Source organism: Hymenobacter sp. FMD4, from assembly GCF_058932745.1.
On the sequence record NZ_JBZYWH010000019.1, the window covers coordinates 73,251 to 95,222 of the forward strand.

Consider the following 21,972-nt stretch of genomic DNA (forward strand, 5'->3'; position numbering starts at 1 on the left):
GCGTGCGCCGGCTTTCCATCACAGTGATTCTACCATACCGCGTCCAAGCGACCGAGCCGCTACCAGCTGCACGTGCAGGCGCTGCTGGTACGCTTGTACAAGCTGCGCGTACGGCAGGGCAATCAGCAAATGACCCGCACGCTGCAATGCTAACTACGGCTGGTCATCAGGCCACGCAAAAACGCCCCCGTCTCTGGTCTAGAGGCGGGGGCGTTTTTGGCTTTAAATTATACCAGCTCGCAGCACAGCGGGCTTTGCTTATCCAATGCTTGTTAGCTGCCAGAGGTGGCCGCCGCCTTCCGTCAAGCGCCGCAGACGGTAGTAACCGTTTAGAAAACGGCCGCTGAAATACAATTGCAGTAGCCCCTGCTTCAGACCGGCGCGCAGCTCGTTTAGTTGCGCCCGGACTTTGCGTCGATGGCTAGAAATGGCGCGCACGTCGCCTTCCTCTATCCACTCGTGCCGGCCTTGGCATCCATCGTCCGGGAGCAATACCACCAGCATATCGTTTTTACGGTGCGCCCGCAGTTCCCGGGTCAGAACCCAATTTGCCACAAGCCCCTGCTCATCCTCCAATGATAAGTGGCAATACCCAGGCGATGCGCACGTGCGGTGCACAAGAAATGATGGCGCCACAGCCGCGGACGTGGCTGCCTTGCCGTTAGAAGAAATCAAGGTATTCATGAGAATGGGATGCAGATGAAAAGAAAGGGGGTGTAGCTCCCTCCTTATTCAACGCGTCCTGGGCAGGCACGCCATCAGCATAACTACGGCATTTGTCTTGGCCAAAATCCGGAATTCTTTCTGCGTAGAAGTTCCGCAGCACTTGGGTAGTTAAAGCTGAATACCCTCCATTATGTCAAACATAAGTTGGCCCCAGCAAAGCGCCGGGACATCTCGCCGGTTTAGCCAAATACCATGCTTCTTGATCAACTACTGGCGGCCTTCAGCACGTGAGGTGCCCCAACAAGCTCGACCTGGCAGGTTGGCTTTATTACGCTTTGATAAATAAACCCTCCTACCCCGCGCTACTTCAAACACCGAATTCCACTTAGCAGGCGCGCGAAATTCATTTGCGCACCACACCTGGGGGCGACTGCCCCAAAATATGTCGGTCCTCAATTGTGCGTTGATTTGCAAGCCCAAACTGCAACGCGCCCCCCTTGCAAGAAGCGCCCAATGACATCAACCGATAGCGGTACGTTGTCACCGCGCTCGGTGCAAACGTCGCAAGTCGGTCACCGCTTCGAAGTTAAACTCCTTGCCTACTCTACCTGCGCTGCCACTAGCAGCGGCTGCTGGCGTTCGAAGTCGTAGAGCGTGAGCGTACGCAGCTGGTAATGCGCCACCCAGCAGGAGCGCAATGCCGCGATGTAGCCGCGCTTGGCGCGGTCCTTTTCGCTCTGGGCGATATTCAAATCGGTGAGCGAGATGCGGCCCACTTGATAAGTGGCGCGGGCAATGTCGTAGCGCCGCTGCGAGAGGGAATCGGCGCGGGCGGCCATGGCCAATTGCTGATTCAGGGAGCTGATTTGAGCGGCTTGGTTCAATACCGATTGCTCAAACGTCAGCTGCTCCTGCTCCACGGTGGTTTTGGCCTGCTGGCGGGCTAGTTCGGCGGTCTTGACGGTAGCACGCGTCTTGCCCCAGTCCACGATGGGCATGGCAAAGCCGAGGCGCACCTGCTGCTGGTCGTTGGGATTGACGTAGGAACGGCCGAGCTGGTCGGCGCTGCTGGTCAAGCCGAAACCGGCGGTAAGCGTAGCCTGGAACCCGGTGGTGCCTTTGGCCAAGGCCACGTCGCGGTCGGCTTCGAGCAAGCGGCGCTGGAACATCAGCGCTTCGCGGCGGTACTGCCGGGCCTGCGCCAAGGCCGCTTCGGGCGCTACTTCCGTGCTGGGCGTGGCGGTGGGCACCTCCAGCGAGGCGGCGGGGTCCACGGTGAGGCCGGTGTAGCCCTTGAGCTGCACGGCGGCGTTCTGCGCATCGATGGTGGCCTGCACTTCGGCCTGGCGGGCATTGAGCAGGTTCAGCTCTAGCAGCAGCAGGTCATTTTCGGACAAGCGGCCGAGCCGGTGCCGCTCGCGGCCCAGGCGCAGCATCTCCTCGCTGGCGTGCAGGTTTTGGCGGGCAATGCCGGCGTTGACCTGCTGCATCAGCACGTCGAAATACAGCTCTGTGACGCGGCGGGCAATGGTTTCGCGCTCCTCCACGTACTGCCGGTGCGACTCCTCATAGCGCAAGGGCTCGATGCGTTTGTTCCAGTTAAGAGCGTTGAAGCCGCCGATGGGCTGCTGAAAACCCACCGATATTGGATTGGAGTTGTAGAGGCGCTGATTGCCCTCGAAGTTGTCGAAACGCTGCAGCGTGGAGCCGACCGAAACCCGGCCGCCCGTGAGGCCGATGCCCTGCGAGACGGTGGTGGCCACGTAGGAATTGTTGATGCGTACGTAGCGAAAATCGGTGGTGCCGTCGGGCTGCGTCACGGGCGTGATGGTGCGGCTGTAGTTGGGCAATACGCCCTCCAGCGCCAATTGCGGACGATAGTCGGCCCGAAAGGAGCGGTACTGCCACAGGCTGGTTTCGCGGTTGGTCACGGCCTGCTTGGCCACAGCCGATTGCACCAGCGTGAGGTTAATCACCTGCGGCAGCGACAGGGCCGCCGGCGCGCTGTTGCGCACCGCCGACTGCAGCCGCGCAGCCACCGGCATCGACTGCGCAATCAGGACCTTGGGCGCGAAGAGGAACACCAGGGTCAGCAGCGCGGCCACCATCAGCAGCCACAGCCGCAGCACGTCCCAGATGAAAGCGAGGGTAAACCGATTGTTCATAGCTCAGAAAGGCAGAAAGAGTCGGGGTTAGCGCTGGATGTTCAGCGCCGGTACTTGCTCGTAGTTCTTCGTGTCGCTGACGATGATTTCGTCCCCGGGGCGCAGCCCGCTCACCACTTGCACGTAGTCGAAATTGGCGTCACCGAAGCGCACGGTGCGACGCACGGCCTGCTCGCCGCCGTCCTGCAGCACAAACACTTGCTGCTCGCGGCTGCCCTTATAGAAGGGCCCATTCTTGACGCGTAGCGTGCTGCGGTGGGCGCGGCTGACCACGTACACGTCGGCGCGCAGGTTGGGGCGCAAAGCAGGGTGGCTGCTTTGGTCGAGCTGGGCATAAAAGTTCACTACGCCTTTGTCGACCGACGGGCTGATGGAGCTGACGGTACCGCGCAAATCGGTGCCGCCGAGGCGCACGATAACCGGGTCGCCCACGTGGATGGAATCGGCGTAGGAATCGGCCACCGAGCCACGCACCCGGAACGACGAAAGATCGGCCACGCGGGCCAGCACCTGGCCGGGCGTAACGGTGGAGCCGATGTCTTCGCTCACCCAAGTCACCACGCCAGCCTGTTCGGCGCTGATGTTGGCTTGGCGCAGCTTCTGGGCCAGCTCCGTGATGTTGCGGTCCTGAATCTGCATGGTGAAGCCCAGACCACGCTCATCGGCTTGGTTGGACTGGCGCTGGTTCTGAATCTGGCGGCGCACCTTCTGCAGCTCCAGCTCCGCGATTTTGAGGTTCAGTTCGGCCTGCCGCACACTCTCCTGCGTGCCCGAGCCGATGCCGAGCAGGTGCTGCTCGTCGCGCAAAGCTGACTGCAGGCTACGTACCTTTTCCTGCTGCACCTTTTCCTGGGCTTCGAGGTCGTTGAGGCTGCGCTCCAGGGAGAGTTGGAGTAGGGTGCTCTTGTTGCGATTCTGAAGCTGCTCGTCCTGCAGCTTCGCGAGGGCGCTGTTGGTGAGTTCTTTGTCGAGCTCTAGGATGGTCTGGCCCGGCTGCACCTTGGCACCGGCTGTGAGGTTCACGCGCCGAATGGTGCTCTGGATGGGGCTGGTAATCACCGCCTCGCGGGCCGGAATGACAAGGCCAGTGGCCGTGATGGCCGCTTCCACGTCGCCGGTTTCCACCGTGGCCGTCAGGATTTCTTCGTACTTGACGCTGGGCTTGAGCACGCCGCGGAAGGCCCATAGCCCCGCCGCCGCTACCAGCACAGCGGCGATGATCAGCAGCAGGCGTCGCTGTCGACGTTTGGCCTGGGTAGCGGAAGATATAGCTCTGTCCATTTTCGTTCGGATTAGGGTCGGATTCGGATAGACTAAGCCAAGACCAATGCCAAATTCATATAATATTGATTATCAATAACTTAAGTACCTATTGCTAAATGACTGAAATTAAAAATTTGTCCATTATTGGACAGAGTGTTCGGAAACGAGAGGGCCATTGACCGAAAATGAAGCGCGTCAGTGTCGGCTTATTCTGAGCACGGTGCTAACCTCATATTTAGCTGAGCATTTAGCTTTAGGTATACCCTGCTCCTGCCCGACAGCAGCCAGCAAAGACGACGCTGAGCGGCGCTGAAAAAGCAAATCAGCACCGCGTGCGCTAGGCCGAAAACCTGTATTTTTAGCAGCTTGCTCAAATTATTATACTACCCTTTATGGCCACCCAAACGCTGATTATTCAAGATGAAACGGCTACCGGCGCCGTGCTACACCGCCTCGCGCTTGAACTTGCCCAAGAAACCATCACGGTGCGCGAGCTGATCGAACAGCGCGTGCGGCAGGAAGTAGAAGCGCACAACCAGCGCAACGACGAGTTCTTCCGCGGCCTGGTACAGCCCACCGATTCGGAGCGCACCCTGAATGGCTTTCGGCAGCGCCAACGCAAGCCCATCGACGTGGAAAAGCAGCTGTACCAAGCGCTGCAGGCCTTTCAACAAAACGGCTATTTTATCCTAGTGAACGACCGGCAGGTGGAAACCCTCGACGAGCAGATTTGGCTGGGCGCAGGTGCCACGGCCAGCTTCGTGAAGCTCACGCCGCTGGTGGGCGGGTGAGCTTTCATCCTTAACTAATCTCAAAGCAACGCCTAACCTCAAACATCTTCTTGCTACGCCTGTGCCTCCCTTTACATTACTCTATCATGAGCACCGCCCAAACGCCTAAAGTTTATTCTATTCTCCAGAGCGACAGCCCGAAAGCTGCCGAGATGCAAACCACCCTGCACCAATACCTCGCCGAAATTGACGAGCTAGGTTTTAGCTATTACGGCTTGAAACTCACCAGTCTACTAACGTATCAAAGCATTAACACCCTGGATCCAGCCTCTAAAGGTCGGCTAACGCTGGCTACGGCTGAAGCGCTAAAGCGCAACCGGGGAGCGGAATACAGTTACGACATCTACCGCGTCCTGGAACAGCTGTTGCAACAGTTGCTGCGCTCCACCCTTGCCTTAAGCCCGGCTGCTCTAATCCGTTTATTCGAGTTGTATGGTATTCGTTTTTCCAAAAATGAACCAGCAACTGCGGCCACTGTCGGTAGCGCGTTTTTCAATGCGCCAATACTGCTGATATTGAGTCAAGTGGAGAAGCACCAGAAGAAGCATGGGCTTACTGCAGAACTAACGCATTGCTTGGCCGGGCTGCTGTTGGCCACAGAAGGTAACGTAGGGGGCTTCAATGGCACCACAATAGTTAAAATCCGCGCTAAAATCTTGGACTTGCTAGGGCAGAAAGACGACAATACCCTGCCTATTATAAGCTTTCCTAAGGGCGATGCGCTTGGAACCCTGCTCAACGACTTTGTGACGAAGCTACAGCCAGCCGATACGGCTACGCTGCCCTGGCTAAAATTGCTGCAGGTTTGGCAAAAAGCCAGCGGCGCGCAGCCTTCGGCGAAGTCTAGCAAAGAAGCGGCCGCCGCTGTCGCTATTATTGGCGCTGAGCGGGTCCGGGAGCAAAGCAAGCAATGGATCAAGCTACTGGTGGAGCTGCCGGTAGAAGAGAAGCCGCAGAGCTACGACTACGGCAACGGCCACACCTACGAATACATCGAATATCACTTTCTGCACGAGCCCAACGCGAACTTAGCCAAGGGCATGATCTGGACCATAGCTCCTTTGGCTGATGCCGACCTGCAGCGGTCTTTGGCTGACTTAACGGCTAAGTGCCACCAGAAAATCCCGGGCAAAGGCCCACTCGCCGCCGGCCTCGGCAACGCTTGCTTGCTTGCTTGCCCTGTCGCAGGGCGGCCTGCCAGGCGTGGCGCACCTGTCGCGGCTGCGGCTGAAGGTGCGCCAGACCAACACCCAAGAACTTATCGGCCGCTACATCGAGAAAACCTCGTTGGAGCTGGGCGTGACGCCGGCCGAAATCGAGGACATGGCCGTGCCAGCTGGCGACCTGACCAATGGCCGCGCCGAATACCAGTACGGTGACTACCGCGCCGTGCTGCAGCTACGCGGCGGCAAGGCCGAAGTGCAGTGGCAGAAAGCGGGCAAAGACCTCAAAGCCGCCCCGGTCGCGCTCAAGCAAAGCCACGCGGCTGAGCTAAAAGAGCTCAAGCATCAGCAAACGCAGGCCCAGCAAACTTTCACCGCTCAGCGCGACCGGCTCGACCGCAGCTTCGTGGAGGAGCGCCGCATGCCGTTTGCGTGGTTTCGGCAGTACTACCTGGAGCACGGCCTAATGAGCCAGCTGGCCCAGCCGCTGATCTGGCGCTTCCACCACGCCGACGGCTCCCATCACGACGCGCTTTGGCTTGACGAGGCTTGGCGCGACGCGCACGGGCAACCCCTCCCCGCCCCCACCGACGACACGCAAGTCCAGCTCTGGCACCCGGTGCTTGTGTCTACCGACGTTGTGCTGGCGTGGCGCGAGCTAATGGAGCAGCGCCAACTGCGGCAGCCGCTCCGGCAGGCCTACCGCGAAGTATACTTGCTGACACCACCCGAAGAGCGCACCGGCACTTACTCCAACCGCATGGCCGCGCACATCCTCAAGCAGCACCAGTTCAACTCGCTGGCCAAGCTGCGCGGCTGGAAGTACAGCCTGCTCGGCGCCTACGACAAGGGTTACGAATCGGAAACGGCCAAGCTAAAGCTACCGCGCTTGGGCTACCAAGCCGAGTTTTGGGTAAACGAGGTAAATGCCGACGACGCCTGGAACGACACCGGCATCTGGCATTACGTGAGCACCGATCAGGTGCGCTTCACCCGCAGCACCGGCTTCGAGCCGGTGCCCCTGCGCGAGGTGCCGCCGCTGGTGTTCAGCGAAGTGATGCGCGACGTGGACCTGTTCGTGGGCGTGGCCAGCGTCGGCAACGACCCAGCGTGGCAAGACAACGGCGGCCTGCCCGCTTACCGCGACTACTGGCACTCCTACTCTTTCGGCGAACTGTCGGAAGTAGCCAAAACGCGCAAGGCGGTGCTGGAGCGGCTGGTGCCGCGACTGAAGATCGGGAAGGTGAGCGAGGTGCAGGACAAGTTCTTGGTGGTGCGCGGCAAGCTGCGCAGCTACAAGATTCACCTCGGCAGCGGCAACATCCTGATGTCGCCCAACGACCAGTACTTGTGCATCGTGCCCGACAGCAGCAAGCGCAGCACCGCCAACGACGTGTTCCTGCCCTTCGAAGGCGACGCGGTACTTTCCATCATCCTGAGCAAAGCCCTGCTGCTGGCTGACGACGACAAAATCACCGATTCGACCATTACGCGGCAGATTGGCCGCGGCTGATTTGAAGCCGTTTCAACAACAAAAAGCCCGGCCGATACATATCGGCCGGGCTTTTTGTTGCTCTGGGAATAGGGCGCAGAGTTCGAACGGCGCTATTAAGCCGGCAAGGCTTACTGAATTACCACCTTGCGAATAACAGCGCTGCTTTCGCCGCCCACGCGCAGCTGGTATACGCCGGGCGCTAGTCCTTGCACGGGCAGTTCTGCGCGCAGTTCGTTGCCGCTCACGCGGTGCGTGGCTTTACGCACCACTTGGCCGAGGGCGTTCATCAGTTGCAGATCGGCGGTGAGGCTGTTCATGCCCGTGGCTACTACAGTTAGCTCAGCGCCAGTGCTGGGGTTAGGGTACACCTGCACTTCGCCGGCCCAAGCTTGCGTGGCTTGGTTGCGGAGCGGGCGGGCCGCATTCAGATGCAGCACGAAGCGCGTGGTGCTCAGTCCCTGGGGCAGTTGGGCGGTGTAAGCCCCGCGGCGCAGGTCGTGCCAGGCCGCGGTTTGGCGGTCTTCCAGCACCAGCTGATCCGCAGCCGAGAAGTTGATCAGTTGCTCAGGCGTGAAGGTGTAGGTACCGGCTACTGGTATGTTCAGGCCCAGCGGCATGGAGTGGGGTTGCGAACCTCCGGGCAGACCCTGGATGGCCAGCGCTTCGGGGCCGACTTGCAGGTAAAGCGAGGGGCGCTGGCCGCCGTTGAGCTGCACCTTCAGGGCATCGAACTGACTATCGAAGCTGGCGGTGGCGCCGGCTTGCTGATACACGTGCAGCTCGTCCTCGGAGGCGGTAGCGCCCTGGCGCTGCAGCGTCAACTGAAGCAGGGGCCGGGTTTCGGCGGTGGGGCGGCTGTAGGTCGCTTCGGTGAAGGTGGTGATGCGCGCCGCGTTGGTAAAGCTCAGGCTGCCGCTGGTTCCAGGCGTGCTTACCCGCACGAAGAAGCCCTGGCCCATGGGCATGGTGTTGTTGCCGACGCCGTTTACATAGGCCGTGTAGCCTCCGGTGTAGCGGCTATCAGAACGGTACACGTAAGCGGCCGCGTCCACGTTGGTACGGCCCACCAGGTCCCAGTTCAGGGGCGACGGATAAGGATTGCCCACTAGGTGCCAGCCCGACTCCGGCTGCGTGCCGCGGGTGAGGCCGCCGCGGGTGAAGTTGCCATTGTTCAGGGCCGTACCCGTCAGCTCAAAGAAGTTGCCAGCCGGCTGGTTTATCGTCAGGGCCTGGCCGGGCACCAGCGCCTGGCTGCTGGCCGTGGGCGAGAGCCAACCCCGATCAAAACTAGCGGCGCCTGCCGTCGCTGTGGCCACTCGCGTCTCGTCGTAGGCAAATACGGTGGGGAAGGGCGTAACCAAGCTCGGTACTGCAGCCGTGTTGTAGGCGGCGTTCAGCTGAAACGGACCAGGGTTTTCCGCCCCGGGCAAGATGGGGAAGATGGCCAGGTTGCTCAGCGTAGCGCCGCTCACAGCCGGGGCCAGGTGGCGGTAGCCGAAGCTGCTGTTGCCCGCCGGGTCGATGTAACGCTGCACCATAGTGCTGCCCGTTACCACGCCGCCGTTGTTGTGCACCATGCCCGAGCCATCGTTGTTAGACAAAATCAGGAATTGCTGCCCGTTGGTGTTCAGGTTGCCAGTTAGCGTAAGCAGGCGCTGGATTTCGGTTCGGCCCCCGAGCGTAGCACCCGCAGCGCCCACGGTCAGGTTGCGAAACTGCGTGGTGCTGCTGCCGCCGATGGTTTGCCCGGTGCTACCAGACAGCACCACCGAGGCGTTGCCGGCGGCCGCGAAGGTGCCGTTGTTTACCAGGTTGCCGGTCAGGCGCAGGGTGCCGCCGTTGGCAATGCTCAGTTGCCCACCGCTGTTGAGCGTGATGTTGCGCGCCGTAGGCGAGCTGGTGCTCACCACCGGATAGCGCGCCAAGCCCCCGGGGATGGTCACGTCATCGAGCGCCGCGGGTACTACCCCGGCCGACCAGTTGGTGGCGATGCTCCAGTCCGTGGAAGTAGCGCCGGTCCAGGTATAAGCATTGGTGCTCGTTAGGGCCATGCGGAACACCGTGGCCTGCTCCGTACCGTCGGTGCCGCCCAGGCTATACAGGAACCCGCCTTCAGTTACGGCCGCAGTTTCGCCGCGCGTGACGGGTAGCGCCGTATCCGTGCTCCAAGAATCGGTAGCCGGGTTGTACACGTAAGTGGTGCTGTAAAATGGGCCGCTGTTATTGGCAAACTGAGCCTTACCACCTACCACGTAGATTTTGCCATCGGGGCCAAGTGCAGCCCCTGGCTGCTGCAGCGCGCTGGGCAGGCTGGCACCGGTGGTCCAGGTATTGTTGGCCGGGTTGTAGATGAAGTGCGAGGCTAGGGCGAAGCTGGTCTGGAAAGACTCGCTGCCACCGATAACGTGGATGCGGTTATTGGCATCTACCACCTGAGCGTGCCCATTGCGGCCCGCTGGCAACGGTGCCCCCGTACTCCAGGTGTTGGTAGCCGGGTTGTAAATCTGATTGAGGGAAGCTGAGTTGCTACTGCCGCCCATTACGTAGATGCGCCCATCAGCTGCGGTGGAGGCTTTTGCCTGGAAGTTATAGGGCACCGTAGGAATCGGCGCAATAGCCGTCCAGGTCCCCGTCGCCGGGCTGTAGCGGTAGCAGTCGTTAAGCGCACCACCGTTGTTGATGACGCCAAAGCTGTACAACAACCCGTCGTTGCCGAGGGCAAAGGCATGGCCCCGCGACGCCGTGGGCAAGCTAGTGCCAGCACTCCAGATGTTGGTAGCGGGGTTGTAAACCTCCAGACTGGCAGTCTCAATGCCAGTTACTGCGTTGTAGCCACCCCACACATAAATTCGGCCGCCCACCGCCAAGGTCGCGTGTTGTGCCCGGGCTACATTCATGCTGGCTACTTGCGTCCAGGTAGCTGTGGTGCGAGCCTGCGGCGTAGCTGTAGGCAGGAGTTGTGCCGGCCAACGGCCCGGCACGGCGGCGGGCGTTCGTAGCACGCCGTTAGCATCAGCCGAACTGAGTGCCGCTGTCTGGGCTTGCCCAGAAGAAACCGTAGCAAACGTCGCCAATAAGCTCAGAAGTAAGCTTTTTGTCATAATTAATAAGGACCAATAAAGGTGTGTGAAGCAGAATCCAAGCGCAGATACACCTGCCGACGCATTTGCCGGCACAATAATACCAGCTAACGGCATGGCTTTATTTAATTATTTATATTCAATTGTAACTTTCCCAACAGTGAGCTTGGTAGCGTTACCGTTTGACGGAGACGCTAGACATGCAAAACGCCCCACTGGCGCGGAGCCAATGGGGCGTTTTGCATAGGGCAACTGGGCCCCTACTTCCGCGTGCCCGCATCCGTAATGCGCGTGGGCGTGTCCTGTCCGCCCACGATGCCACGTGCGCTGATGGCAATGGCCTCAATCACGGTGGTCATGTTTTTCAGGTCGAGGCTTTCGATTTCATCATCCACGCTGTGGTATAATTTATCGGTAGGGATGGGCGCCGTGCTGATGCTGTGGGCCGGCACGCCCAGACGGGCCAGCGTAGCGTTGTCGGAGCGGTAGAATAGCTGCTGCTCGGGGTACGGGTCGGGCTCTACCTTATAGGCTGTGCCTTGCAGGTTACGCTGCAGAATGGGGCCAAAGTCCGACTTCTCGAAGCCAGTGATGAAGGCCGTACCGGGGCCGAACTTCGACACCTTACCAATCATCTCGATGTTGAACATGGCTACCACTTTGGCCGGATCAAGCTGCTTGGAAAAGTACTGCGAGCCGAACCCACCGATTTCTTCGGCCGTGAAAGCCACGAACACCAGCGTGCGGGCGTTTTTCTTGGTCTTTTTAAAATGCTCGGCCAGAGCCACCACGGCCGTGGTGCCGGAGGCGTCGTCGTCGGCGCCGTTGGCAATGGAGTCGCCGGCCATGGCGGGCAGGATGCCGATGTGGTCGTAGTGAGCCGAGAAGACTACTTGCTCAGCAGCCTTGGCTTTATCGCGGCCGGGCAGCACGCCCACCACGTTACGGATTTCGACTTGCTTGATGCTGGTGCTTCCCGTGAACTGAAAGCTGGCTGCCTCAGTCGGTGTGCTGGGTGCCAGCACCATGGCAATGGTGTTGGGCGTAGGTTTTTCCGGATGGTATTGGCTGCCGTGGCCAAAACGGTGCGCTAACGATTGAAAGCGTTGGGCATGTGTCGGGTCCAGCAAAACCAGGAGGTTTTCTTTGCTCCGCAACAGGGGGCCTACTTCCTTGCGAAAATCGGCTTGGGGGCCTACGACCACTACGCGTGGCGCCCCGGCCTGCCCACTGGCCCAGCTAACCTGCTCCTGGCCGGAAATCATCACCACATTTTCGGCGGCTACGGCCGTACCGTTGAGCGTGGCTTGCAAGCTAGTGTTGCGGACTTCAAAAACCGGAAAAGCTTGCTCGTACGAGGTAAGCCCTGGCAGCGGCTGCAGCCCGATGCGCTTAAACTCCGCGGCCAGAAACTGCGCCGCCTCAGGGGCACCGGTGCTCAGGGCCCGGCCACGCATGTTGTCGGCGGCCAGGGTGCGCTCCACGCGCTCCACCGTCGCGGCCGATACTTTCGTTTTTGGGGCCTTCGCGGCCTTTTGCTGCCCGGCTGCCAGCTGCACCGAGCCGATGAGCGCCAAGCCCAGGAGTAGTTGTTTCATGCCGCAAAGTAGCGGAAGCACACCACAGCGTTGCGTGCCAGCCGCCGCAAAAAGCATACTGCCGCTGTACCCTGCCCTACACTTTCTGCATGGGCGGCTTGTTGCCGGCGGCTCCCTCCCGACATGAGTAAGCCCATCGGCTTCTTATCACGCCCGGCCTGCAAGCGCACGTCTTGCTCAAACAGCGCCCGAACGATGCCGGCTTGGCTACCAAAGTCGGTCGGTTCATGCCTGTATGCCCGCTGACGTCGCCCCCTGGTCTTGCGCCGTTAGTGGCCTCGGCAGTCCTGCTGCCGCACACCGTACTCGCCACTTAAGTGATGGGTCGCCAGTAAGTGGCGGCTGCGACCTGGTCTACAGCTTTCCGCAGACCGCCACCCCTAAGCACCGCTCAGCCCGCGTTAGCTGCTTAACTTGGCGCGCCAATCTTCGCTCCCAATTATGCCCACGGCCACGCCGCTTTCCAGCCTTTATCGCCCCTCCCTCAGCCTGCTCACCGACCTTTACCAGCTTACCATGGCCTACGGCTACTGGCGCAAAGGAATGCAGGACCGCGAAGCCGTGTTTCACCTGTACTTCCGCAAGCTGCCTTTCCAGGGTGGTTACGCCGTGGCCTCCGGCCTGGCCTATGTCGTCGATTGGCTTGAAAACCTGCGCTTCTCCGAAGAAGACCTCGCCTACCTCAGCTCCTTGCGTGGCCGCCAAGGCACCGCGCTTTTCGACCCTTCGTTCCTCACGTACCTGCGCGACCTACGCTTTACCTGCGACGTCGACGCTATTACCGAGGGCACGGTGGTGTTTGCCAACGAGCCGCTGATTCGCGTCCGGGGCCCGCTGCTACAGGCCCAGCTGGTCGAGACGGCGCTGCTGACGTTGGTCAACTTCCAGACGCTGGTAGCCACCAAAGCTGCCCGCATCCGCGAAGCCGTCGGGCCCAATGATCAGATTCTGGAGTTTGGCCTGCGCCGCGCCCAGGGCTTCGACGGCGGCCTGTCAGCCACTCGAGCCGCCTACCTCGGCGGCGCCGACGGCACCAGCAACGTGCTGGCCGGACAGCAGTTTGGCATTCCGGTGCGCGGCACCCACGCCCACAGCTGGGTTATGGCTTTCGATGGCGAAGAAGAAGCGTTTGATGCCTATGCCGACGCCTTCCCCGACGACTCGGTCTTTCTCGTCGACACGTACGACACGCTGGAAGGCGTGCGCAACGCCATTCGGGTAGCCAAGCGCCTGCGTGCCACCGGCCACGAACTGGGCGGTATCCGCCTCGATTCCGGCGACCTTACCTACCTCAGCCGCGAAGCCCGTCAGCTGCTCGATGCAGCTGGCTTTCCCGCAGTACGTATCGTGGCCAGCAACGACCTCGACGAGCAGCTAGTCACCGCCCTCAAGCTCGAAGGCGCCCGCATCGACACCTGGGGCATCGGTACCAAACTGGTAACGGCCTATGACCAACCAGCCCTGGGCGGCGTGTACAAGCTGGCTGCCATGAAAAAAGCCGACGGCAGCGGCTGGGACTACACCGTCAAAATCTCGGAGCAGCTGGCCAAAACCAGTATCCCCGGCATCCTGCAGGTGCGCCGGTTCCTGAACGAGGAAGGCAAGCCCGTGGCCGATATGCTTTACAACACCGCTGAGGAGCTACCGGGTGACCTTACCATCGTGGACCCCATGGACCCCACGCGCCGCCGGCCGGTGAAGTCGACCAACTACCGCGAGCTGCTGGAGCCGGTGTTCCGCCATGGCCAGCGCGTGTTGGAGCTGCCCACCCTGGAAGAAAGCCGGCAGCGCGCCCGGCAGGAAGTCAACGCCCTCGACCCGAGCATCCGGCGCTTCCTGAACCCGCACGTGTATCCAGTGGGCCTGGAGAAGAGCCTGCACGAATTCCGCACGCAGTTGATTCTGGAGAAGCGGGCCGTGCGGCCGGCATAAGGGCAACTTGGGTTACTAAACTCAGGCAATGATTATCAACAGAGCCAATCTTCTTTTTATATGAGAAACGCTGTTTGCATAGCCCTTGGGGCTTTGTGTCTCATATTGAACGGTTGCGTTATAGACTATTATGACGGGCGGCTCAAAGTCATAAACCAAACTGAAAGGCCAATTTGCGTTGAAACATTTGAGGACACCTTGCCAGTCTCAGCCCTCAATCACCCAGAGTTCTATTTAAGACACATCATATTACCGAAAGACACTGTTGACCAAATCATTCCCGGTAAAGATGCTTGGACTCAGAGTGTAAAAAGCAGCACCAATGGCAAGCTGAATATTTTCATCTATGACGCTGATTCCGTTCGGCTCTACCAAAACATGGACAGCCTTAATCGGAAGATGCTTTATAGGAAAATTTCACTTACACTTCAAGAATTAGAAGCTACCAATTGACAAGTAACGATTCGTTAGGAATTGGCCAGAGCAAGTAGTGTAGCTAAACAAACCGGGCCGATTAGTTCGCAACTAATCGGCCCGGTTTGTTTTATGAATAATATACGTAGCCTAGACTTCGTAGCGCAGCTCGCCCGCGCCCACCTTCAGCGTAATCGTCGGCTCGGCGATGATGCGGCCGGCCACCTGAGCCGCGTAGCCTTTGGAGCTCAATTCGGCGGCTACGGCTTCGGCTTGGTCGGCGTCGGTAACGAGCAGCATGCCATTGGCCATATTCCAGTACAGGTAGGCGTTGGTGAGCGGAATGTCGCCCAGCTCACAGAGCTGCGCCATAGCGGGCAGCGGCTCGAACAGGTTGTCCAGCTCGGCGCCGACACCGTTTTTCAGCACGCGCTTGAAGTTGTCGGCAATGCCGCCGCCGGTGATGTGCGCGGCGGCGTGCACGGGCAAGCCAGCATCGAGCACGGCTGTTACGCCGGGCGCGAAGATGAGTGAGGGCGCGAGCATCACCTCGCCCCAGGTTTGGCCCATCTGGTCGGCATCGGAGCCGGTGTAGGGCGCTTTGTGCCACTCTTCCCCGAAGGCTTTGGTGAGCACGCGGCGGGCCAGGGAGTAGCCATTGGAACGGAACGAGGGCGAGCGGAGCGCCACCACGGCCTGGCCGGCGCGCACGTTGGCGCCGCTCAGGGGACGTTCCAGGCTAGGGTGCAGCACGCCTACGGCGGTGGAGCACCAGTTGAAGTTCATGCGGGCGCCGGGGTAGCCGCCAATGCGGTTGCCCAGCTCGGCAATTTCGCCGCCGGTTACAGCCACGGAGCTGAATTGCGCCGCGTCGTGCAGACCGCGCATGAGCTCGTCCACCACGTCGTAGTTCAGGGTGTTGACGTCGATGATGTTCGAGAGGTTCGTGGGAATAAAACCCGCCACCACCAAGTCGTCTGCTACCATAGCTATGAGGTCGTAGCCCAGGGTGTCGTAGCGGTCGACGCGCTCGGCTACTTCGATTTTGGTACCGATGCCGTCGGAGCCGATGCCCAGGCGCTCAGCTCCGAAACGAACTTCGTTCGAGAAGCCACCTTCCAGGTCCTGCGCCGGTTCGCCGGGCTTGCCAGCTCGGGTCGTGAAGGTTTTCTTGGCCCAGTTATAGGCGCAGCGCGAAGCAGCGTTGCCTTCTTCGATGGAGTAGCCGGCGGTTTCTTTGAGGTTGGAAGCGGCGGTAGTCTGGCTCATGCGGGATAAATTCAATGGATTTAAAGTGCTTGGAGAATTAGAATTCTACCTAGAACCCTAGCGCCTTCACCAAACACTACTTCTTTGCCAACGGCGACGTCATCAGCCGTTAAAAGTGGAAAAGCAAAATCAATGTGCACCAATGCTTCCTCACCTGGAAAAAGCTCATCTCGATCAAGCAGGGTGATGACCCCTGAAAACTGTTGCCCTTCGCGCAAATGAAAGCCGGGTCGGTACCCGGATAAGAACGGCGTCTTACGACCGCCTTCTTTGGTTTTAAATAATTGAAGCTTTGCTTCAATGGGCAGGGGCATGTTCAGCTTCGTGCTTAATGCTCCGTGGGCGCCGGCGCTTTCGCGCTTACCGACGTTTCCGTTGGTCGGTCTTGCTTTGAACGGTGGCTGGTACGCTCTTCCTGAATGTGGCGCAGGTACTTGGTCACGTCGCCGGTAGGATACTTTCCCGAGAAGCAAGCGAAGCAGCTGCCGCCGTGGCCTTTTTCGGCGGAAAATAACTCCTGCAGGTCTTCGAGTGACTGGTAGATGACGCGGTCGGCCTCGATGTAGCGGCAGATTTCTTCCTCCGTGTAGTTGGCCGCAATCAGCTCGGTGCTCATGGCCATGTCGATGCCGTAGATGCAGGGCGAAATGATGGGCGGCGCCGACGAAATGAAGTACACTTCCTTAGCCCCGGCCTCGCGTAGGATGCGCACGATGCGCCGCGAGGTGGTGCCGCGCACGATGCTGTCGTCCACCACGGCCACCTTTTTGCCTTCTACGAACTCGCGAATGGGGTTCAGCTTCTTCTTCACCACGTCCTCGCGGCCGGCCTGGCTGCTTACGATAAAGGAGCGACCCATATGGTTGTTTTTCACCAGGCCGCGGCGATAGGGCACGCCGATGGCTTCGGCGAGGCCCGAAGCCGCGAAGTAGCCCGACGACGGCACATCGATGACCATATCGGGCTCTATGCCGGCAGCCATGACTTTGCGAGCAAGTACCTTGCCCAGGCGCACCCGCTCGCGGGCCACCAGGCGACCGTGAATGGTGGAGTCTTCGCGGGCAAAGTAGATCTGCTCGAACACGCAGAACGCCTTGGGCAGCTCGTAGGGGTTCTTGAAGTGAATGTTGAAGTCTTTGTCGATGAACACTGCTTGGCCCGGGCCTACGTTCTGGATGAACTCGAAGCCGAGGTAATCAAAGCAGGTGCTTTCGGAGGCGAAGGCGAAAACGGGGCCTTCGGGCGTGTCGCGGCGGCCGAGCACCAGCGGGCGGATGCCGTTGGGGTCGTTGAAGGCGAGCAGGCCGTGGCCGGCAATGACGGTGATGGTGGCGTAGGCGCCCTTCACTAGCTCCTGCGTCGTCTCGACGGCGTCAAAAATATCGACCACCGAGAGGTTGTCGAGATTTTTGAGGCGCAGCTCCGAGGCGAAGGTGTACATGATCAGCTCCAGGTCGTTGCTGGTTTTAGGTAGCACGTGGTACTTCTCGTGCAGACGCTTGGCCACCTCGCGGAAGTTGATGACGTTGCCGTTGTGCACCATGGCCAGCCCGAAGGGGTAGCTGGTGGTGAAGGGCTGCGCCAGGGCCGAGTCGTTGGAGCCCTGCGTGGTGTAGCGCACGTGCCCGATGCCGATGTTGCCGGTCAGCTTCTTGAGCTGCTTGGGCCGGAACACATCGGCCACGAGGCCGTTGCCCTTGCAGAGGTGGAAGTTGTCGTCGAAGGTGCACATGCCGGCCGCGTCCTGCCCGCGGTGCTGCAGGGCGGTGAGGCCAAATACCATGTCGTGAGCGACGTCATCCGGACCGAAAAAACCAACAATTCCGCACATAGCCGGAGGGGAAAGTCTAGAGGAAACTAGGGGTGGGTGGAGTGAGATGCAGCTTGCGGCTGCAGTTGCCCGCTGATAAGGCGGGCCAGCGTGTCGGCGTAAAAACGGTGCTCCACGGCAAGGCCGCGACGCTCCACATCAGCTAAGGATTCGGCACCGCGGAGGTCTACGGGTGCCTGCGCCAGCACGGGACCGGTGTCCAGGCCCTCGTCAACAAGGTGCACGGTGATTTTCGTTTCGGGCAGGCGATTTTCCCACGCCCACTCGTAGGCGTGTAGCCCTTGGTGCTGGTGCGTATCGGCCGGGTGAATGTTCAGGATGCGCCCGGCAAAAGCCCGGATGAACCCCGGCGACAAGATGCGCATGTAGCCGGCCAGCACCACGTAATCGGGCTGGTACTGGAGCAGCAGGGCAACTACGTCGGCATCGAACTCGGTGCGCTTGCGGCCGCGTGAGTCGAGGCTGGCGGTGGCGAAACCGAGGTCGGCGGCGGCTTGCAGGCCCGCAGCCTCGGGAATATTGCTGAACACTACCGCTACGTCGGCCACGCCCTGCAGCACGCCTTCGCGCACTGCGCGCGCCAGGGCCAGCATGTTGGAGCCGCGCCCCGACAGCAGGATGGCCAGCCGCGCTGGCCGCTGGTGGTGCGTTGGCTCAGACAAGCTGCGGGGCCGGTCGTTGGCCGATATCGGTTCGGTAATAGGCATCCTGAAAGGTAATTTTCTTGGCCTCGGCGTAGGCATTTTCCACGGCCAGCTCCAGGTCGTGGCCATGGGTTACCACCGTCAGCACGCGGCCGCCGCTGGTCACCAGCTGGCCGGCTTCGTTGCGCTTGGTGCCGCCCTGGAATACCAGCGTCCCGGGGCTGAGCTGGTCGAGCCCATCGATGGGAAACCCCGTGGGGAACTGCGCCGCGGGGTAGCCGCCCGAAGCCAGCACCACGCCCACGAAGGAGCCGGGCTTCTGGCGCACGCCTATTTCAGACAGCCGGCCGTTGAGCGTGGCTTCGATGATTTCCAACAAGCTGCTGCCCATGGCGGCCAGCAGTACCTGCGCTTCCGGGTCGCCGAGGCGCACGTTGTATTCGAGCAGTTTCGGGCCGGCAGGCGTCAGCATGATGCCGAAATACAGGAAGCCGGTGAAAGGAATGTCCTGCGTGCTCAGCCCCCGCAGCGTCGGCTCGATAATAACCTCGCGCACGAGGGCCAGCACGTTGTCATCGGCGAAGGGCACGGGGCAATAGGCACCCATGCCGCCGGTGTTGGGGCCTTGGTCGCCCGCCAGCAGCTGCTTATGGTCCTGCGAGGGAGCCAGCAGGCGCATCGTTTTGCCATCGGTGATGCCGATGATGCTGATTTCGGGGCCGGTGAGTTTTTCTTCGACGAGGAAAGAATACCAGTCGTGGCCCGCCGGGCTGAGCGCCTGCATTTCCTGCAGGGCGGCATCAAACTCTGCTACCGAAGAACACACCCACACGCCCTTGCCGGCGGCGAGGCCGTCGTACTTGAGCACCACCTGTCCCTCGTGCTCGGCCGCCGTGGCGTGGGCCTGCTCCATTTGATCGGAACGGAAGGTCCAGGAGCGGCCGGTAGCTACGCCGTGGCGGCGCATAAAGCCTTTCGACCACACTTTGGAGCTTTCCAGCACCGCCGCGGCCTTGCGCGGACCAAACACGCGAATATCCGTGTCGGCGAAGTAGTCGGCCACGCCGGCAGCCAGCGGCGCTTCGGGGCCTACCACAATGAGCTTCACCGCGTGCTCCTGGCAGAACTGCTGAATGGCCGTGAAGTCGGTGGCGCTGATGCTGGGCACCGAGCCGGGGATGCCGGCATTGCCGGGCAGCACGTGCACCTGGGCGCCGTCCTGGGTTAGTTTCCAGGCCAGAGCATGTTCGCGGGCGCCGCTGCCGAGGAGGATGAGGTTGGTTGTGGGAGTTGCCAAAATAGGTGAGATAAATAGGTCGGAGTGATTGCAGCTACTCGGGGTCAAACGCTACCGTGTAGCCGCCGTTATCAACAATCTGCCACTGGCGGAAGTACAGGCCGAAACCATGCTCTTCTTCCCAATCGCAGCCAAAGCCCAGGCCGAATTCACCAAGCTGCGGCTCGTAGGGCAGGTAGATGCTTACCAGCCAGTAGAAAGGTCGTAACGCCTGCGCATCGGCGGCTTCAGGCAGCTGCACCGCGTTGCCGTAGATGCGGCTGAATGCTTCGACTACGTGCTGATAGTTTTCAAATGCAGCTTTTGCAATAGCTGACTCCAGGCCGGGCAGCCGCTGCAGCACTGCATCCAGAGCAGCTTCGGCAGCAGGAGTCATTTCATCGGCTTCCAGAAACTGAACCCGCACAGATTCTGCGGTTTGCAGTACCGTCACTGATACTTGAGCAGTCAGCTCTTCGTCCTCATATTGTACTGTTTGCTTCCAGTCGCTCATGCTGATTCTCTCTTAAGAGAAGCTAACCAAAGCATCATGCTGCATGTAGCCTTCCTTCACCAGGTTCTGCACTAAACGCGCGGGCACGTTCACGCCGTCCACATTGGCACCGGGCAGCGGCTGGCCGGTAATGCGCTGGTAGATGTCGAGGTAGCGGCGGCTGGCTTCGGCGGTTACTTCTTCGGTGAGGCGGGTGGGGTAGTTCCCGTCAACTTTGTTAGCAATCAGCCACTGACGTATGTACTCCTTATCCATCTGAGCGGCACCTTCGGGGTTCTGCTGGTAATCGGCTGCGTCCCAGAAGCGTGAAGAATCGGGCGTGTGGATTTCGTCGATGAGAATCAGCTCCCGGTCCACCAGGCCGAACTCATATTTTGTGTCGACCAGGATAATGCTGCGCTCGGCCATCCACTTCGAGGCGAAATTGAACAGCTTCAGCGAAATCACACGCATCTGCTCGTACAGCTCGGCCGTTACCCAACCCTCGGAAACCAGATTTTCCGGCGTGATTTCACGGTCCGACTCCTCCTTAGTAGTCGGCGTCACGAGGGGCTCGGGGAAGCGCTGGTGCTTGCTTAGCCCGTCGGGAACCGACACGCCTGAGAAGGTGCGCTGGCCCTGGAGGTAGCCACGCAGCATGGAGCCGGTGAGGTAGCCGCGCACCACCATCTCAACGCGAATCGGCTCGGCCTCTTTCACCAGCATGGCGTTTGGGTCGATCATGCGGATGACGTGGTTCGGCACGATGTCCTGAGTTTTCTCAAACCAGAAGTTGGCCAGGCCGTTGAGCACAGCGCCTTTGTTGGGAATGGCCGTTTCCAGCACCGAATCGAAGGCCGACAGGCGGTCCGTCACGATGATGAGCCGCTCACCCGAGGGGGCGCGGTACGAGTCGCGAACTTTGCCGCGGTGCAGCAACTCGAGTTGGGACGTGGTAAAGTGCGGAAGCGTGTTCATGGCGCGGATTAAGCGGCTGTCTGGCTAAAGAGAAACTTCGTTCTGGGCAGCCTCAGCGGGCTGCGCGACGCGTGTTTGGCTGATGTGCTCCACAATGTTGCGGAACAGCTTCAGCCCGTCGCCTTCCTCCGATACCGTGGGGTCGAGGCGCTTGCGCCGGGCCCAGTCGGGGTGGTTGTAGAGCGAAAGGAACGCCTCGGGGTGCGGCATCAGCCCAAACACCTGGCCGGTGGTGTCGGTGAGACCGGCGCAGTTCAGCTCGGCCCCGTTGGGATTGTGTGGGTACAGCTCGGTTTCGCAGCCGGTAGCGTCGCAGTAAGTCAGGCAGTTCAGGCTTTCGGCCAGGATGCGGCTCCGGATTGCTTCGTCGCGGATGACCAAGCGGCCTTCGCCGTGGCGCACGGGCACTTCCAGGGAGGTCAGGCCCTTGAGGAAGGGGGAGCGGTTGTTGGGGTTCACTGCCAGGCGCACCCACCGGTCTTCGTAGCGGCCCGAGGCGTTGTGAGTCAGAGTTACTTCGCGCTCCTGCTGACCGGCGAAATCGGGCAAGAGGCCCATTTTCACCAGCATCTGGAAGCCGTTGCAGATGCCCACCACGTAGCCGCCGGCCTCGATAAAGGCGCGCAGCTCTTCGAGCAGCGTGCGACCCGAGGGCAGCTTGCGGAAGCGCACCTTGTTGGCCATTACCACGCCCGAGCCCAGGTCGTCGCCGAAGGAAAAGCCCCCAGGGAAATTGAGCACGTCGTAGTCGTGGATGCTGACGTGGCCGTGCAGCACGTCGTTGCAGTGCACGATGGTGGCCTGGCCGCCCGCGAGGCGGTAGGCGGCGGCCAGTTCTTCTTCGCAGTTGATGCCAAAGCCGGTCAGCACCAAAGCGTGCACCGGGCGGGCGTTTGCAGTAAGTTCGTTCATCG

Annotated in this window: 17 protein-coding genes; 4 read left to right on the top strand and 13 right to left on the bottom strand. The window is 60.5% G+C overall.

All coding sequences use genetic code 11. From position 1 onward, the window contains the following. Positions 1–258: 258 nt before the first annotated feature. The 3 genes from AC5FXY_RS16285 to AC5FXY_RS16295 form a co-directional block, all read right to left on the bottom strand. A complete protein-coding gene (locus AC5FXY_RS16285; RefSeq protein ID WP_493557760.1) occupies positions 259–684 on the bottom strand; it encodes a hypothetical protein in 426 nt (141 codons plus the stop codon). Between the two features lie 581 nt (positions 685–1,265). After that, entirely contained in the window at positions 1,266–2,831 is a 1,566-nt protein-coding gene (locus AC5FXY_RS16290; protein WP_493557761.1) for a TolC family protein, read from the bottom strand. Positions 2,832–2,858: 27 nt separating this feature from the next. Beyond that, on the bottom strand, positions 2,859–4,112 hold the full coding sequence (locus tag AC5FXY_RS16295; RefSeq protein ID WP_493557762.1) for an efflux RND transporter periplasmic adaptor subunit: 1,254 nt from the start codon (positions 4,110–4,112) through the stop codon (positions 2,859–2,861). 374 nt (positions 4,113–4,486) lie between these two features. Between AC5FXY_RS16295 and AC5FXY_RS16300 the strand changes: the two genes are divergently transcribed. The 3 genes from AC5FXY_RS16300 (at position 4,487) to AC5FXY_RS16310 (ending at position 7,561) form a co-directional block, all read left to right on the top strand. Continuing rightward, positions 4,487–4,885 carry a hypothetical protein gene (locus AC5FXY_RS16300; RefSeq protein ID WP_493557763.1) on the top strand — a complete coding sequence of 133 codons (399 nt, stop codon included), beginning with the start codon at positions 4,487–4,489 and terminating at the stop codon, positions 4,883–4,885. A gap of 86 nt (positions 4,886–4,971) precedes the next feature. Continuing rightward, positions 4,972–6,264 carry a hypothetical protein gene (locus AC5FXY_RS16305; protein ID WP_493557764.1) on the top strand — a complete coding sequence of 431 codons (1,293 nt, stop codon included), beginning with the start codon at positions 4,972–4,974 and terminating at the stop codon, positions 6,262–6,264. Continuing rightward, on the top strand, positions 6,209–7,561 hold the full coding sequence (locus AC5FXY_RS16310; protein ID WP_493557784.1) for a DUF4132 domain-containing protein: 1,353 nt from the start codon (positions 6,209–6,211) through the stop codon (positions 7,559–7,561). Before AC5FXY_RS16305 ends, AC5FXY_RS16310 begins: the two co-directional genes overlap by 56 nt. Positions 7,562–7,671: 110 nt before the next feature. On the opposite strand, the gene AC5FXY_RS16315 is transcribed toward AC5FXY_RS16310, so the two are convergent. Next, the gene (locus AC5FXY_RS16315) at positions 7,672–10,545 is read right to left on the bottom strand and encodes a T9SS type A sorting domain-containing protein (protein ID WP_493557765.1); all 2,874 of its coding nucleotides are present in this window, start codon (positions 10,543–10,545) and stop codon (positions 7,672–7,674) included. 338 nt (positions 10,546–10,883) lie between these two features. Then, positions 10,884–12,221 (bottom strand): M20/M25/M40 family metallo-hydrolase, encoded by a 1,338-nt coding sequence (locus AC5FXY_RS16320; protein ID WP_493557766.1) that lies wholly within the window; start codon positions 12,219–12,221, stop codon positions 10,884–10,886. 441 nt (positions 12,222–12,662) lie between these two features. On the opposite strand from AC5FXY_RS16320, the gene AC5FXY_RS16325 reads away from it, so the two are divergent. Continuing rightward, positions 12,663–14,153, top strand: coding sequence for a nicotinate phosphoribosyltransferase (locus tag AC5FXY_RS16325; RefSeq protein ID WP_493557767.1), 1,491 nt, complete (start codon positions 12,663–12,665; stop codon positions 14,151–14,153). Positions 14,154–14,717: 564 nt separating this feature from the next. On the opposite strand, the gene AC5FXY_RS16330 is transcribed toward AC5FXY_RS16325, so the two are convergent. Genes AC5FXY_RS16330 through AC5FXY_RS16365 form a run of 8 tightly spaced genes read right to left on the bottom strand, consistent with a single transcriptional unit; the run spans position 14,718 to position 21,970 of the window. Beyond that, the gene (locus AC5FXY_RS16330; protein ID WP_493557768.1) at positions 14,718–15,836 is read right to left on the bottom strand and encodes an AIR synthase-related protein; all 1,119 of its coding nucleotides are present in this window, start codon (positions 15,834–15,836) and stop codon (positions 14,718–14,720) included. Between the two features lie 20 nt (positions 15,837–15,856). After that, positions 15,857–16,150 carry an EF-Tu C-terminal domain-related protein gene (locus AC5FXY_RS16335; protein WP_493557769.1) on the bottom strand — a complete coding sequence of 98 codons (294 nt, stop codon included), beginning with the start codon at positions 16,148–16,150 and terminating at the stop codon, positions 15,857–15,859. 14 nt (positions 16,151–16,164) lie between these two features. Continuing rightward, entirely contained in the window at positions 16,165–17,667 is a 1,503-nt protein-coding gene (gene purF, locus AC5FXY_RS16340) for an amidophosphoribosyltransferase (RefSeq protein ID WP_493557770.1), read from the bottom strand. A gap of 26 nt (positions 17,668–17,693) precedes the next feature. Next, the gene (gene purN / locus AC5FXY_RS16345; RefSeq protein WP_493557771.1) at positions 17,694–18,374 is read right to left on the bottom strand and encodes a phosphoribosylglycinamide formyltransferase; all 681 of its coding nucleotides are present in this window, start codon (positions 18,372–18,374) and stop codon (positions 17,694–17,696) included. After that, complete coding sequence (purD, locus tag AC5FXY_RS16350; protein ID WP_493557772.1) at positions 18,322–19,608, bottom strand: phosphoribosylamine--glycine ligase; 1,287 nt, start codon at positions 19,606–19,608, stop codon at positions 18,322–18,324. The genes purN and purD overlap by 53 nt, the downstream gene beginning before the upstream one ends. A 34-nt stretch (positions 19,609–19,642) precedes the next feature. Beyond that, complete coding sequence (locus AC5FXY_RS16355) at positions 19,643–20,101, bottom strand: DUF6985 domain-containing protein (RefSeq protein ID WP_493557773.1); 459 nt, start codon at positions 20,099–20,101, stop codon at positions 19,643–19,645. Between the two features lie 12 nt (positions 20,102–20,113). Beyond that, positions 20,114–21,058 carry a phosphoribosylaminoimidazolesuccinocarboxamide synthase gene (locus AC5FXY_RS16360; RefSeq protein WP_493557774.1) on the bottom strand — a complete coding sequence of 315 codons (945 nt, stop codon included), beginning with the start codon at positions 21,056–21,058 and terminating at the stop codon, positions 20,114–20,116. 24 nt (positions 21,059–21,082) lie between these two features. Continuing rightward, the gene (locus AC5FXY_RS16365; RefSeq protein ID WP_493557775.1) at positions 21,083–21,970 is read right to left on the bottom strand and encodes a phosphoribosylformylglycinamidine synthase subunit PurQ; all 888 of its coding nucleotides are present in this window, start codon (positions 21,968–21,970) and stop codon (positions 21,083–21,085) included. Positions 21,971–21,972 lie beyond the last annotated feature (2 nt).